Annotated in this window: 14 protein-coding genes; 4 read left to right on the forward strand and 10 right to left on the reverse strand. The window is 61.1% G+C overall.

Annotation, left to right across the window (positions count from 1 at the left end; genetic code table 11):
* Window position 1: 1 nt before the first annotated feature.
* Window positions 2-760 (reverse strand): CDP-alcohol phosphatidyltransferase family protein, encoded by a 759-nt coding sequence (locus IM737_RS02775; protein WP_236898131.1) that lies wholly within the window; start codon window positions 758-760, stop codon window positions 2-4.
* An 85-nt stretch (window positions 761-845) separates the two neighbouring features.
* Here IM737_RS02775 and IM737_RS02780 point away from each other — a divergent pair, with 85 nt between their 5' ends.
* A complete protein-coding gene (locus IM737_RS02780; protein WP_236898133.1) occupies window positions 846-1,379 on the forward strand; it encodes a cytochrome b in 534 nt (177 codons plus the stop codon).
* 116 nt (window positions 1,380-1,495) lie between these two features.
* Here IM737_RS02780 and IM737_RS02785 read toward each other — a convergent pair whose 3' ends face one another.
* Entirely contained in the window at window positions 1,496-2,182 is a 687-nt protein-coding gene (locus IM737_RS02785) for a DUF2270 domain-containing protein (RefSeq protein ID WP_236898135.1), read from the reverse strand.
* A 172-nt stretch (window positions 2,183-2,354) separates the two neighbouring features.
* Between IM737_RS02785 and IM737_RS02790 the strand changes: the two genes are divergently transcribed.
* Window positions 2,355-4,121 (forward strand): SLC13 family permease, encoded by a 1,767-nt coding sequence (locus tag IM737_RS02790; protein ID WP_236898138.1) that lies wholly within the window; start codon window positions 2,355-2,357, stop codon window positions 4,119-4,121.
* A gap of 7 nt (window positions 4,122-4,128) precedes the next feature.
* Here the strand turns inward: IM737_RS02790 and IM737_RS02795 are convergent, their stop codons facing one another.
* On the reverse strand, window positions 4,129-4,851 hold the full coding sequence (locus IM737_RS02795; RefSeq protein ID WP_236898140.1) for a phosphatase PAP2 family protein: 723 nt from the start codon (window positions 4,849-4,851) through the stop codon (window positions 4,129-4,131).
* Window positions 4,852-4,937: 86 nt separating this feature from the next.
* Here IM737_RS02795 and IM737_RS02800 point away from each other — a divergent pair, with 86 nt between their 5' ends.
* Together IM737_RS02800 and IM737_RS02805 are read left to right on the forward strand one after the other, a co-directional pair.
* Complete coding sequence (locus IM737_RS02800; RefSeq protein ID WP_236898142.1) at window positions 4,938-5,864, forward strand: diacylglycerol/lipid kinase family protein; 927 nt, start codon at window positions 4,938-4,940, stop codon at window positions 5,862-5,864.
* Window positions 5,861-6,688: a metallophosphoesterase family protein gene (locus tag IM737_RS02805; RefSeq protein ID WP_236898144.1), complete on the forward strand. Its 828-nt coding sequence runs from the start codon at window positions 5,861-5,863 to the stop codon at window positions 6,686-6,688. Before IM737_RS02800 ends, IM737_RS02805 begins: the two co-directional genes overlap by 4 nt.
* A 36-nt stretch (window positions 6,689-6,724) precedes the next feature.
* On the opposite strand, the gene IM737_RS02810 is transcribed toward IM737_RS02805, so the two are convergent.
* The 7 genes from IM737_RS02810 to IM737_RS02840 form a co-directional block, all read right to left on the reverse strand.
* The gene (locus IM737_RS02810) at window positions 6,725-7,795 is read right to left on the reverse strand and encodes an ABC transporter ATP-binding protein (RefSeq protein WP_236898145.1); all 1,071 of its coding nucleotides are present in this window, start codon (window positions 7,793-7,795) and stop codon (window positions 6,725-6,727) included.
* Between the two features lie 17 nt (window positions 7,796-7,812).
* Window positions 7,813-8,193 carry a cupin domain-containing protein gene (locus IM737_RS02815; RefSeq protein WP_236898147.1) on the reverse strand — a complete coding sequence of 127 codons (381 nt, stop codon included), beginning with the start codon at window positions 8,191-8,193 and terminating at the stop codon, window positions 7,813-7,815.
* Window positions 8,194-8,213: 20 nt separating this feature from the next.
* Complete coding sequence (locus tag IM737_RS02820; protein WP_236898149.1) at window positions 8,214-9,305, reverse strand: Gfo/Idh/MocA family protein; 1,092 nt, start codon at window positions 9,303-9,305, stop codon at window positions 8,214-8,216.
* 3 nt (window positions 9,306-9,308) lie between these two features.
* Window positions 9,309-10,136, reverse strand: coding sequence for a carbohydrate ABC transporter permease (locus tag IM737_RS02825; RefSeq protein ID WP_236898150.1), 828 nt, complete (start codon window positions 10,134-10,136; stop codon window positions 9,309-9,311).
* Window positions 10,133-11,086, reverse strand: a complete 954-nt coding sequence (locus IM737_RS02830; RefSeq protein ID WP_236898151.1) for a carbohydrate ABC transporter permease — start codon at window positions 11,084-11,086, stop codon at window positions 10,133-10,135. The genes IM737_RS02825 and IM737_RS02830 overlap by 4 nt, the downstream gene beginning before the upstream one ends.
* A gap of 43 nt (window positions 11,087-11,129) precedes the next feature.
* Window positions 11,130-12,377 carry an ABC transporter substrate-binding protein gene (locus IM737_RS02835; protein WP_236898154.1) on the reverse strand — a complete coding sequence of 416 codons (1,248 nt, stop codon included), beginning with the start codon at window positions 12,375-12,377 and terminating at the stop codon, window positions 11,130-11,132.
* Window positions 12,378-12,465: 88 nt separating this feature from the next.
* On the reverse strand, window positions 12,466-13,134 hold the full coding sequence (locus IM737_RS02840; protein ID WP_236898156.1) for a GntR family transcriptional regulator: 669 nt from the start codon (window positions 13,132-13,134) through the stop codon (window positions 12,466-12,468).
* Window positions 13,135-13,169: the final 35 nt, after the last annotated feature.

Here is a 13,169-nt window from a genome sequence, read left to right on the forward strand (position 1 = left end):
GTCAAGAGCGATGCCTCGCCAACCAGACGACGTCACGGCCAAAGGAGAATGTGAGAAGCGAGGTGCCGACTGCAGCAATCGTCCAGGACAGCGGCCCGCTGATGACGGGCGCCAGCAACGCAATCAACACCGCTATCTGCACGACACAGATCGCCTTGCGGCTAAACCGTTCTGGCAGCGGTGCCAGAAGCCATGGCCAGGCCAGCGCCGCAGCCAGGAACAGATACCGCATTCCGCCGAGGATCAGAACCCATGGCCCGGCCTTGCCCGATTGCCAGCATAGGAGGGCGAGCAGGAGGCCAAAGACAGAGTCGATCTCCATATCGAAGCGCGCGCCAAATCCTGAGGTTAACCCCTGCCGACGTGCGAAGTAGCCGTCGACGCCATCAAGGCTGAGCGAGAAGATGGCGATAGCAAGAACGGTCCAAGCCAGTTGATCGCTGGCGGCCAAACCCCCAGGCACCGCCAACAGTCCGCACAAACCCGCGATGATGGCGCTTCTTGCGAGCGTGATGATGTTGGCAATGCCCAAGCGATCATGCGGATAGTGGCGCTGCAGGCCGTACCCCGCGGTGCCCGCCATAGCCGCAAAGGCCAGGAGCGCCGCAGCAGCACCCACGCCTGCATCCGTCAGCTTCAAGCCAAGTGCCAGCGCCGCTGGTGCAAGCATGAGACAGGCGACCAGGTACCGGGCGAACACTGACATGCGCCCTCGAAACCAGGCCTTGGGTATGCGTCGCGATGTTTCCGTTTCAATCATGCCGGACCATGTCGTCGAACTGCGACAATCATGTCATACTACGAAACACGGGCCCGTGCGGTTCAATGAAGCATGGAGACGGAAAGTGACCGATGCGGGTGCCTACAAGCCTCTCGCCAAAGTCTTTCATTGGCTGACTGTCCTGCTGGTTCTGCTGACTATTCCCGCAGCGTTGATCATGCTGACACCGGGGATCGAGCGCTGGCTTCAAGACCCGCTGTTCATATTTCACAAGAATATTGGCGTAGTGCTTCTGCTGCTGGTGGCCGTGCGACTGGCCTACCGCCTGCTTAACCCCCCGCCGCCACTACCCGACAGCATTCCCCATCTACAGCGGAATATCGCCGAGGCCACCCACTGGCTGCTCTATGGCCTGCTCCTGGCAATGGCGATCTCCGGCTTCATCCGCGTCGCAGCCGGCGGCTTCCCGCTTGAGGCCTTCGATCGGTTTGGCGTGCGGAACCTGGTGCCGCGGTCCGATAGCCTGGCGAACACAGCCAAGCAACTTCACGCCCTATTACGCTTCCCGCTCATTGCGCTGATTGCACTCCACATCGGCGCCGCACTTTATCATGGCCTGATCAAGCGAGACGGCATCGCCAAGCGGATGATGCCCTAGAGACCGCAAGAAGGTACAACGTGTAGGTTCGTTCTCCGAGCGTTCAGGTGCCCAAGGATACCAGCTTCAGTTGCTCATTGTCGACAAGTTCGCCCAGCCGTCTTGGCCTCCTGAGCTCAAACGTGCACCTCATCTGCACCTCGGTCCTTTCCACGCAAACTGGCCGCTCCCAAGGCCCCGTAGAAGCAGACCACCGCCACCACCACGATCCAGCCTGCCACTGAGCCGATGGAGGCGTGGCCGACAATCGTTTCAACAGATCGCATGGGATCTAAAGCAGCGCCCGCCTGAAGATCGGGAGATCCGATCTTGACCATCCAAGCGAGCAGCAAGATCAAGAACATCCAGATATAGTTCCGTCGTAACCGCCGCCGAAGCGCAAGTGCCAAACTGATCCGGAACTTGGGATGTCGCAAGTCCTGGGCCAACATGACCAGCCACGGTTCTGGGCCGCCCTGCGGATCGGCCTGGAAGAACTGGCCAAAGTAGTGCCGTTCAAACTGCCTGATGCGCATTCGATAGACATCATAGAATCGGTAGCGACGTCCTTCGACGAAGAGCATCAGCAGAATGATCAACATGGCGAACAGGATGAGCCCGTGATGAGCGCTCGGGTTGGACAGTGACACGGACAACAGGCCTGCCACGACGGTGATGGCCCAGTTGCTTGTGAGATCCAGTCGCGCGCGCCACGCATTCATGCGGGTCATCTCGGCCCGATAATAGTGGATCATCAGATTAGTGGCCTCGACCGAATTGGTCGGTAGCGTCGGTGCTATGATGGGCGGCAACTGCTCGGTCATGGCTCCACTCGATCGGCCGTTACGCCATCGCCTTCGCATTTTCCCATGCACACCGAAGTCGGCGCCAACCAAATGGTTGCCGCGGCAGTCACCAGCTGAGTGAAAAAATCCTGGCTACCTAGAGCGCCTTTCGTCATCAGCAACGTTGAGGTTTCGTTCTGGAGACAAATGCATGACAACCCCACAGCTTCTTGCCTTCGGCATCATCTTTCTCATGATGGTCGCATTCGTTTGGGGCCGGTGGCGCTACGACCTGGTCGCTGCAGGGGCCTTGCTGGCGGCCGTCACGGTGGGAATAGTCGCGCCAGAGGATGCCTTTTCCGGGTTGTCCGACGACATCGTCGTGATCGTCGGCAGTGCACTCATTGTCAGCGCCGCTGTTGCTCGCTCGGGCATCATGGAGGTTGCTGTCCGGCGGTTCGCGCCAAATGTGAGCACTCCACGTGCTCAATTGATCCTCCTGGTTGTGATCGTCACGGTGTTGTCGGCGTTCATCAAGAATATTGGCGCCCTCGCTATCATGATCCCCATCGCATTCCAGATGGCGCGTAATTCGGGAGTGTCGCCATCGCTGTTCCTGATGCCTATGTCGTTTGGTTCGCTTCTCGGCGGGCTGATGACTCAAATCGGCACGTCACCCAACATTATCGTTTCCCGCGCTCGAGAGGATCTCACCGGGATCCCCTTTTCCATGTTTGACTTTACGCCGGTGGGCGCCGCGTTGGCTCTCGCTGGTACGATCTTTCTGGCACTTTGCTACCGCCTGCTCCCGGAACGCGCAAATCAGAGCGCTTCAATGGACAAAGCTATTGAGATCAAGAACTACACCACTGAGGCTCGTGTACCGGCGGACTCGCCTAGCATCGGCCAGACTGTAGCCGAGGTGCAGCGGTTGGGTGGCGGTCAGGCCATGATAACCGGCATTGTCGCCGCCAACGGAAAGCGCCGATTGCCGCTTCCTGATTCCATTGTGAAGGAAGACGAGCTGCTCCTGCTGGAAGGTGAGCCGGATGCACTCGATAAAATCGTTGCGCAGGGAAAGCTCGCCTTCTCCAAGCGTCGAGATGCCAAGCTGGCTTCTGATAGCACCGGGGTCGTCGAGGCCATCGTCGGCGAGCAATCCAGCCTTATCGGCCGTAGCGCCCGCGAATTGACCCTGTTCGACATGACGGGCCTCAACCTGCTCGCCATCAGCCGCCGGGACAAAAGGTTCACCGAGCGCCTTGCCGAGATCAAGTTTCAGAACGGGGATGTCATTGTCCTTCAGGGAAACCTGAAGGAATTACCCGAGCTTTTGCGACAGTGGGACTGCCTCCCGCTGGTTGAGCGCAATCTAAAGCTTGGAACAGTCCGAAATGGCTTGGTGCCTCTCGTCATTCTGGCCTTGGCAATGGGAAGCACGGCACTAGGCCTCGTCTCGGTACCGCTCGCCTTCTTCGCGGCAGCACTGCTGATGGTTCTTACGCGAACTGTGCCAGTGCGCGACGTCTATTCACATCTAGACGCGCCCATTTTGATCATGCTCGCCGCGCTTATACCGGTCAGCGATTCCTTGCGAACCACGGGCGCTACGGACCTTATTGCAGGCTGGTTGTCGGGAACCGCGAGTGTGCTGCCATCCTTTGGGGCCATAGCCTTGCTTATGGTGACAGCCATGGCTGTCACGCCGTTTCTCAACAACGCGGCAACTGTGCTAGTCATGGCGCCGATTGCGGCAACCTTTGCTACGGACCTCGGCTATCAACCAGAAGCCTTCCTGATGGCCGTTGCCATTGGCGCGGGATCCGACTTCCTCACGCCCATCGGCCATCAGTGCAACACACTCGTTATGGGTCCCGGAGGGTATCGGTTTGGCGATTACTGGCGCCTCGGCCTCCCCCTCTCTTTCTTGGTCGTCTTGGTGGCAGTTCCAATGCTGTTGTTGGTCTGGCCGGTTTAGGAAAAGCCTAGGCCGGCCGCTCCACAGCACCACGACGCTGCAGCAAAGCGGCCACCGTGCTGCATAGCAATGCCCACGCCGCCCCAAGCGACCATCCGGCCAACACGTCGCTGGGATAATGCACTCCCATATAGAGACGGCTAACACCAACGATGACCGTCAGAAACAACGCTGCGGAAATGCTCAGGATCTGCAAGGGGCGCGTGGGTGCAAAGCGTGCCATCAATGCTCCAAGCGTCAGGAAAGTGACAGCCGACAGCATGGCGTGGCCGCTGGGAAAGCTGGCCGTGAATTGATGTGACATAGTGGTGAGATCGGGTCGGGGGCGGTTGTAGCTCATCTTGAGGAGCGTGCTGAGAATGGTGCCGCCGATCACTGAAACGAGCACAAGCAGTGCAGCTTCACGCATCTTGGCCAATAACAGGTAGCTGCATACCGCCAGGACTATGAGCCCAAGCAAGGAGAAACTGCCCAGCGCCGTGACGTCCCGAACCATCTCCTGTACCCATGCCGGCCCAACCACCTGGTCGATGTCGGCGGGGTCACGGAACAGCATCAGGATGGATCGGTCGAATGCCTCCATCTCGCCTTCGACCATTTCGTCGGCAATCTGCAGGAAGGCCAAAATCAGTCCGCCGATGATGGCGATTGCCGCCAGCAGGGGGGCTTCCCGGGTAACGAAGGCATGTGCCTTTTGGACATGACGTGAACTGACCAGTCGGTTGAACATTTTTCGACGCTTCCTGAACCAGAACGCAACGTACTGGAACCAGACACGTTCCGGACATGCACAGTTTGGTGCGGGGCCCGATTATCATGACTGTCGCTTCCTTCTACGTCATTCTCAATGCCAACGCGGGAACAGCCAGCGCCAAGGGCGTCACGGCTGATGCCCTTGGCGCGTTATTCGAACTCCACGGCCTCCAAGCAACCATCGATGCCCGCTCCGATGTCAGTCTGGAACTGCGCATCAACGATGCGATGGCCAGTGGTGCGGCGACCATTGTGGCTGCCGGTGGCGATGGCACGATCACGGCGCTCGCAGCAAAACTTGTCGACACCGACAAAAGCCTTGCCATCCTGCCGCTCGGCACCGTCAACGCGCTCGCAAAGGATCTGAGCGTTCCGCTTGACCTGCCGGCGGCCGTTGCAGCCCTGGCGACGGGACAAAGCCACCGCATCGATGTTGGCGAGGTCAATGGTCGTGTGTTCCTGCACAAGGTGGTCGTCGGGTTGATCCCCGGTGTCGCTGCCGGGCGCGAGCATATTCGGGGCAGGCAGGGTACGGCTGCCAAGATCGGCCTCTTGCGCTATTTCTTCCGTCGGCTGGCGAGAGCCAAGCGTATCCCGGTGGTGATCGATCCGATCGACGGCCTTCGGCGCATTGAGCGCGTTCAAGCCATCGCGGTGGCGAGCAATGCCTATGATGAAGGCCTCGGCCAGTTCTTCTCACGTCACAGCTTGGACCGTGGGACGCTGACACTGTACGTTCTGCGGCACTTTACGCTGCGCGATGTCCTACGCCTGACGACAGGGATGTTGCTGGGAAACTGGCGCAATGACGAGGCGTTGAGCGTCGAGAGCGTGCGCGCTGTCACCATCGATATGCGCAAGGACCTGATCAAGGTCATGTTCGACGGTGAGGTAGAGACTATGCAAACCCCACTCGAATTCACGATCAGACCCAAGGCTCTGTCCGTGATCGTACCCGCCGCTACGGCCGCATCGGCGGTGGCAGCATGAAGATCCTGCATATATCCGACCTTCATTTCGGCCATCACGACCCCGCACTCGCCGAGGGCTTCGCCGATGACATAAACGCGCAGGCGCCCGATCTGATCGTGGCGAGCGGTGATTTTGCCCAGATCGGCACGAAGGAAGAGTTCGAGCAGGCTCGCGCATTTCTCGACAAGCTGAACGCACCGGTATTCGCCGTTCCCGGCAACCATGACGTTCCGGCGGTCAACATCCTTCGTCGTTTCATCAATCCCTATGGCCTCTACCGTCGCTACATTTCGGACGACCTTGAACCGTTTCTCGAAATGGATGGCGTGGCCCTTGTTGGCATGCGTACGTCTCGCCGGGCCCGACTGGAGTGGAACTGGGGCCATGGCACCATTTCGCGGGGGCAGTTGGAAGACCTGGAGCAACGCTTCGACAAAGCCTCGCCAGATGCCGTTCGCGTCATCGTGGCGCATCACCCTCTGCTGTTCCCAACCCAGCCTATGCTGCAGAAAACCAAGCGGGTAAAACGCGCGGACGACGCGCTCGAGACCTTCGCAAGTCTGGGTGTCCGGTTGGTCCTGTCAGGCCACTTCCACCTGTCCTACGTGCGAAAGCACGAAAGCAAGGCCGCAGCGCGTGAAGGGCAACCGATGGGACTGAGCAAGTCTACGGTGGCACCGATCCTGATCGCGCAGGCATCGTCGGCTATCTCGACACGTCTACGCGGCGAACCCAATGCGTATAACCTGATCGACATTAATTCCGAGCGCATCGCGGTGACGGTACGGGAGTGGCGTGATGACGCCTGGCACACACGCGACAAGGCGACAGAGCCGGTATAGAGGCGGGTAGCATCGCTGGTCGCACGATTGCCGAGCCTAGATGACCAGGCGGCGCGCACTCTCTGCGTCGAAGAAGTGGCTGCGTGGCGCGAGGAACTGCAGGCCGATCTGCTGGCCGGGCGTAATTGCCACCCGGTCGTTGCGAACCAGTGTCACGCCCTGCCCCGCGGCCCGCGCCATCACATGGGTTTCGGCTCCCGTCGGCTCGACAATGCCGACGGTAGCCGTGAGGCCACCATCGGGGACGATCTCGATGTCCTCGGGGCGGATGCCGAAAATGACGTCCTTGCCGGCCAGCGCCGCCGGAAATGCGCGCACCTCGACCACAGAACCGTCATCAAGGCGCAGTCCCGGCCGTTCGCCGGCGACGAGTGTACCCCGGATGAAATTCATGGCTGGCGACCCGAGGAAGCCGGCAACAAAGACATTGGCAGGGCGGTCGTACAGTTCGAGCGGGGCGCCGGACTGTTCGACATGCCCGCCCTGCATTACCACGATCCGGTCGGCCATGGTCATCGCCTCGGTCTGGTCGTGGGTGACATAGACTGTGGTGATCTTGAGCTGCTGGTGCAGCGCCTTGATCTCGGCACGCATCTGCACGCGTAGCTTGGCATCGAGATTGCTGAGCGGTTCGTCGAACAGGAACACCTGCGGATCGCGCACGATGGCGCGCCCCATGGCAACACGCTGCCGCTGTCCGCCCGACAATTCGCGCGGATGGCGTTCCAGATAGGGTTCCAGGGCCAGGATTTGTGCTGCTCGCAGGACCTGCCGGTCGATATCGGCCTTGGCGACGCCGCGCAGCTTGAGCGAGAAGCCCATATTCTGCGCCACGCTCATATGCGGATAGAGCGCATAGCTCTGGAACACCATGGCGATGTCGCGATCCTTGGACGCGACATCGTTGACCACCCGCCCGTCGATGCGCAACGTGCCGTCGGTGATGGTCTCAAGCCCGGCCACCATGCGCAGCAGCGTGGACTTGCCGCAGCCCGAGGGCCCGACCAGCACCACGAATTCACCATCGGCGATCTCGATGTCGACGCCGTGGACGACCGGCACATTGCCGTAGGATTTATGAACGCCTTCGAGCGTGATCGCAGCCATGTCAAAACTCCAAATTCTCAGGCGACGCCGCCGCCTTCGTGATCCACGGCGCGGCGCTGGCCGGTGGAAAACATGATCAACGCAAAGACGGGTTCGGGTCCCAAGGCGCGCGCCCAATGCCGGACGTCTTGCGGAATGCGGATAACGTCCCCTGCCCCCAGCAACACCGTGTCGTCGCCCAGCTTGTGCTCGCAACTGCCCGAAACGATGTAGAGGAACTCCTCGCAGTTCGGGTGCGAATGCAGCGGATTGCGCTGGCCGGGATGGATGAAGCAGGTGCCAAAGGTCATCTCGGCGCCAGCCATGTTCTCACCGGTGATCTTCCAGTTGAGTTCGCCCCAGCTGGTGGGCACGCGCTCGCCATCAACCGCCCTGGATACAAAACTATCGGCACTCATTGCTCAAATGCTCCTTGCGCTCAGATCGCCTTGGTGACGCCTTCGGGGGTCTGGCTGTAGAAATCGAACAGCTTCATGATCTCGAGGGCCGCTTCGAGCGTGCCCTTGCCCAGCGGCCTGTTCTCCAGCACCGCCTCGCAGAAATGCAGCACCTCAGGCGCATAGCCGAGCGAGAACATGTTGTTGTTGTAGAGCTGGCCCAGCGAGAATTCGGGCTCGTAGAGCAAGGCCGCGCTCTCCTCGGGCTGGATCCAGCTCGATGCGCGCCCATAACTTGGCAGGTCCGCCTGCCGGTAGTGGGTCAGCTTGACCCCGTTCTCGACGATGGCGTGGCTCCACTCGCCGATGGCTTCCACTCGCTCGAACGGCGCCGCCCAGCTCTGCGCCGCCGAGAAATGCAGCGAGCCGATGGCGCCGGACTTGAAGCGCAGAACCGCGACGGTCCCGCCGGTATTGGCCGCCCATTCGAAGGTCGCCCGTTCGATCGGCCCGCCCAGGAAATGGATGATCGAGCCCGGATGATAGATGTGGTCAAGAAAGCTCTGCATGGCGACCAGATCGCGTCGCTCGCTCGGCTTTGGCAGGCTTTGCGGATAGCGCACGGTCAGCGCCGACAGCGTGCCGAAGCCAGGGGATTCGATGATATCCTTGAGCTTTTCGATGGCCGGGAAAAAGGTCTTCTTGAGCCCGGTCATGACCTTCATGCCGGTTTGCGCACTCAGCGCCTGCAGCGCTTCGACCTCGGCGCGGCTCGCTGCGGTGGGCTTTTCCATCCACACATGCGCTCCTGATAGCACGCAGTCACGGGCCAGTTCGGTCGCGCGAACGTGGCCGTCCTCGGTATAGTTGGTGACGATGAACACCACGTCCGGCTTCTCGGCAGCCAGCATCTGGTGATGGTCGGTATAGGTCCGTTCGCCGCCGAAGACCCGCGCGAAGCCTTGAGCTCGCGCCGCGTCGAGATCGCAGATCGCGGCCAGGTCGACCGGGGCATAGCGGAAAGTGGGGTAGACATTGCGATAGGCGTGGCCCCCTGCCCCGATGAAGCAGGCCTTGAGCCGCCGCTCATATTCGAAATTGTAGCGGATTTCCCGCGGGACGTGATGCGGCATCGGTCAGCCTTTCAATGCGCCTTGGGTGAGGCCCTCGGTGAAGCGCCTCTGGGTGATGAGGTAGAGCAGGATGATCGGCAGGAAGGTGATCACTGTCCCCGAGAAGACCAGTCGGAACTGCGAGGCATAGGTCGAAGCAAAGCGCACCAACCCCAGCGGCAGCGTCTGCACATCCGGACTAATCAAGACGATCAGCGGCAGGAAGAAATCGTTCCAGGTAGACAGCGCCGAGATGATCACCAGCGCCTGCAAAGCCGGCGTCGAGAGCGGCAGCATCACTTGCAGCAGGATCTGGAAGTGGTTGGCCCCGTCGATCTTGGCGGCCTCCACCAGCTCGTCGGGCACGCCGATGAAGAAGCTGCGCATCAGGAAGATGCCGAAGGGGATGCCGTTGCTCACCTGCGCCAAGGTGATGCCGACCAGTGAATTGATCAGCCCCAGGTTGAACAGCACCTGGTAGAGCGGGATAACGATCGCCTGGACTGGAATGGTGAGCCCGAAGATGATGGCGTAGAACATCCATTCTCGCCCGGGAAACCGTATCTTGGCCAGCGCGTAGCCCGCCGGGGCGCAGGTGATGAGTGTCAGCGCCACCACACCCGCCAGGTTCATCAGGCTGTTGACAATCAGTTCGCCAAAGCCGCCGATCTGCCAGGCATCGGCATAGTTCTGCCACATCAACTGCGCCGGCAGGGCGAAGGGATTGGCCTGTCCGATCTCGGCCTCGGTCTTGAGGCTGGACATCAGCAACCAGCCGAAGGGCCCCAGGATGATGATGAAAACGGGCAGCAGCGCCAGCGCGACCGGCCACTCGCGTTTGCGGACACTCATCGTGCAAGCCTCGCGCGCCAGCGGTTGAAGGCAATGGTGATGGCGATGGCCAGCACGCTGAGCAGGATGCACAGCACCGCCGCCAGGCCATGATCCTGCGCCGAAAAGGCGAGGCGGTAGATGTAGGTGGTGATCAGCTCGCTCTGGTAGAACGGCCCGCCATCGGTCATCACGAAGACCGTGGCAAAGCCCTTGAGCCCGTTGATCAGCGCCAGCGACACCACAAAGGTCATCACCTCGGCCAGTCCCGGAAGAGTGACATAGATCAGCTTCTGGAAGGCGGTAGCGCCGTCGATGTCTGCGGCTTCATAAAGCGAGTGGTCGATGTTCTGCAGGCCGGCGATGAAGAGCAGCATGTAGAGCCCGAAACCCTGCCAGGAACTGGCAACATTGACTGAGAACAACACCAGCAGCGGATCCGAAAGCCAGCCCTGCGTCCAGTTGCCGAGGCCCATCTGCTCGAAGCCGGTATTCAGCAGGCCATAGAAGGGATCGTAGATATTGGCCCAGATGACCCCTACCACCGCCAGCGACACCAGATGGGGCAGGAAGAACGCCGTGCGAAAGAATACATGCGTCCTCCTGAGCCGCCCGATGGCAAGCGCCAGTCCGAGCCCCAGTCCGACAGCCAGCACAAGGTGATAGAGCAGCCACAGGAAAGTGTGGCCAAGGCTTTGCCAGACGATCGGGTCGAACGCGGCGCGGCGGTAATTGTCGAGGCCGACGAAGCTGGCACTGGTGTTGAGCCCGCGCGAGTCGGTGAAGCTCAGCCACAGCGTCAGGGCGATGGGGGCGAGCGTGAACACTGCGTAGACCGCCAGCGCCGGCAGCATCAGTGGCAGCGCCGAGAGCAGACGATCCTGCCCGGCAGCACCGCCCGGTCTGCGCCGATGGACGACACGGGCGGCGTGGCCGTCCGTGTCCTTGCCGATGGTTGGAAGAGGAGTCATGAGAAAGTGGGCCCGCCAGGTTCACGCGTTCGGGGGAGAGGCGCTATTGCGCCTCTGCCATCTTGGCCTGGATCTGCGCCATGCCTTCTTCACCGGTGATCTGGGCGCTGATCAGCCCCTGGATGACCTGGAAGTAGGTATCGACCACGCTCGCCGGCAGATAGACGCTGGGATTGTAGCCGACCCCGCCGGCGGCCGTGCTGAAGATTTCAGCCAGGATCTGCGTGGGCGGATTGTAGTCCTTGATGGCACGCGGATAGAGCATGGTGCTGGCCGGATTTTCGGCCCGGCGCTTCATCACGTCTTCGGACAGGATGAAGTCGATCCATTTCATGGCCAGCTCCGGCTGCTTGGAATTGGCGGGGATCATCCAGCTCCAGCCAACGCCACCGGTGGGCATGGCCGCCCCGATATCGCTCGGCATTGAGGCATATCCGGCATTGGTGAGGTCATAGCCGGCATTGCGGGCATTGGCGGTGAACCAGGGCCCGGCGACGAACATCGCCGCGCGCTTGTTGAACCACAGGCGGGCCGCGCCATCGAGATCGAGCGCCGCCATTTCCTTGTCGATGTAGCCGGCATCCACCAGCTCACGCAGTCGCACCGCGCCCAGTGCGATCGAGGGGTCGGTCCAGTCCAGCTCGCCGGCGATAGCCTCGCCCACAACAGGGGTACCGCTGGCGGCCTGCAGCAGATTGCCAAACAGGTGCCCGGCGCTACCGGCAGTGCGCGGCCCGATGGCGATGGGGTTGATGCCCTTTTCCTTCATCTGGCCCATCAGCGTCAGGAAATCGGCATAGGTCGCCGGAATGGCCCACTGGTTTTCCGCGAACATGTCCTTGTGATACCAGATGCCCAGGGCATCGAGCCCATCCGGCACCTCGTAGATTTCGCCGCCGCGCTGCGACTTCAGCTCTTCATAGAGCCATGGATAAATCTGCTGGGCCCAGCCGCGCTCGGTGTAGGCAGCCGTCAGTGGCGCCACAAGGGCAGCGTTGACGACCGTGGACACGCGGGCAACGCCCGAATTGGTCAGCATCACGTCCGGGCCGGCATTAGACTGGATCGCCGCCTGCACGGCTCCGTCCGAGATATTGCCGGTCGGCGGCATGAACTCAACGGTGACGCCGGGATTGGCGGCCTCGAACTCGGCCTTGATGCCGTTCCAGAGTTCAGCGACCAGTGGCTCGGTGATCTGTTCGGGCCCCCACATCACCAGGGTCTGCGCCTGGGCAGCGGTGACGGTGCCGAGCGCGCCGGCAGCAGCGAATGCCGCAAGGGCAGACGCCATTAATACTCGTCTTTGCATTTCATCCTCCTGTTGGGCGTGCCGTTTTTCGGCACTGCGTCTTGGTGCATTCTGGATGCCGGCTTTGCGGCTAGGCTTTGTTCGCTTCTTCTTGGCGGAAGCGTTCGAGAACGGCGCGCTGAACGTCGGAAATGTGGATATCCATCAGCGCAGTGGCGCGGGCGATGTCGCGGGCACGGAAGGCCGCCAGGATCTCGTCGCGCTCCTCTGCGGCGCGCTTGGCGAAGTCCTTGCTTTCATTGGCAATGGTGCGGCCGATCTGGATTTGCAGGGCCAGTCGGTTGAGCGTTTCGATCAGCGCCGCATTGCCCGAGAGTTCGGCAATGGTCTCGTGGAACACCCGGTCGCGAGCGCCATAAACCGCCAGGTCGCCGTCCTCCAGCGCGGCCACGGCTTCGTCGAGAATGCGCTCGAAGGTCTGGATATGCCGGTCGCTCATATGGGGCACGGCGAGCTGGACGGCGAAGCATTCCAGTGTCTTGCGCAGCTCGTAGAGGTCCTCGACTTCCTTGCGCGAGAAGCTGCGCACATAGAAGCCGCGATAGGGCTTGATCTCGATCAGGCCTTCCTTGGCCAGGGTGCCTAGTGCCTCGCGGAACGGCGTCCGGCTCACCTGCAGCTTTTCGGTCAGCGCCTTTTCGTCCAACGGGGTGCCACTTGGCAGTTCGCCCGACACGATCATCCGTACGATTTCCTCGTAGATGCGCTCGCGCAGCGTCAGGTGGCGGGGTGCGTTCATGGTCGTTCCGGTCTCTCGTTGCGCTATTGCATACA

Origin of the sequence: Devosia sp. SL43 (genome assembly GCF_021729885.1) — a bacterium.
Taxonomy (GTDB): domain Bacteria; phylum Pseudomonadota; class Alphaproteobacteria; order Rhizobiales; family Devosiaceae; genus Devosia.

Coding starts and splice junctions, on each gene's coding strand:
- IM737_RS02820 (WP_236898149.1), bottom strand. CDS start 9,305: ATGCCGCATCACGTCCCGCGGGAAATCCGCTACAATTTCGAATATGAG.
- IM737_RS02835 (WP_236898154.1), bottom strand. CDS start 12,377: ATGGCGTCTGCCCTTGCGGCATTCGCTGCTGCCGGCGCGCTCGGCACC.
- IM737_RS02815 (WP_236898147.1), bottom strand. CDS start 8,193: ATGAGTGCCGATAGTTTTGTATCCAGGGCGGTTGATGGCGAGCGCGTG.
- IM737_RS02840 (WP_236898156.1), bottom strand. CDS start 13,134: ATGAACGCACCCCGCCACCTGACGCTGCGCGAGCGCATCTACGAGGAA.
- IM737_RS02805 (WP_236898144.1), top strand. CDS start 5,861: ATGAAGATCCTGCATATATCCGACCTTCATTTCGGCCATCACGACCCC.
- IM737_RS02810 (WP_236898145.1), bottom strand. CDS start 7,795: ATGGCTGCGATCACGCTCGAAGGCGTTCATAAATCCTACGGCAATGTG.
- IM737_RS02775 (WP_236898131.1), bottom strand. CDS start 760: ATGATTGAAACGGAAACATCGCGACGCATACCCAAGGCCTGGTTTCGA.
- IM737_RS02785 (WP_236898135.1), bottom strand. CDS start 2,182: ATGACCGAGCAGTTGCCGCCCATCATAGCACCGACGCTACCGACCAAT.
- IM737_RS02800 (WP_236898142.1), top strand. CDS start 4,938: ATGACTGTCGCTTCCTTCTACGTCATTCTCAATGCCAACGCGGGAACA.
- IM737_RS02795 (WP_236898140.1), bottom strand. CDS start 4,851: ATGTTCAACCGACTGGTCAGTTCACGTCATGTCCAAAAGGCACATGCC.
- IM737_RS02790 (WP_236898138.1), top strand. CDS start 2,355: ATGACAACCCCACAGCTTCTTGCCTTCGGCATCATCTTTCTCATGATG.
- IM737_RS02830 (WP_236898151.1), bottom strand. CDS start 11,086: ATGACTCCTCTTCCAACCATCGGCAAGGACACGGACGGCCACGCCGCC.
- IM737_RS02825 (WP_236898150.1), bottom strand. CDS start 10,136: ATGAGTGTCCGCAAACGCGAGTGGCCGGTCGCGCTGGCGCTGCTGCCC.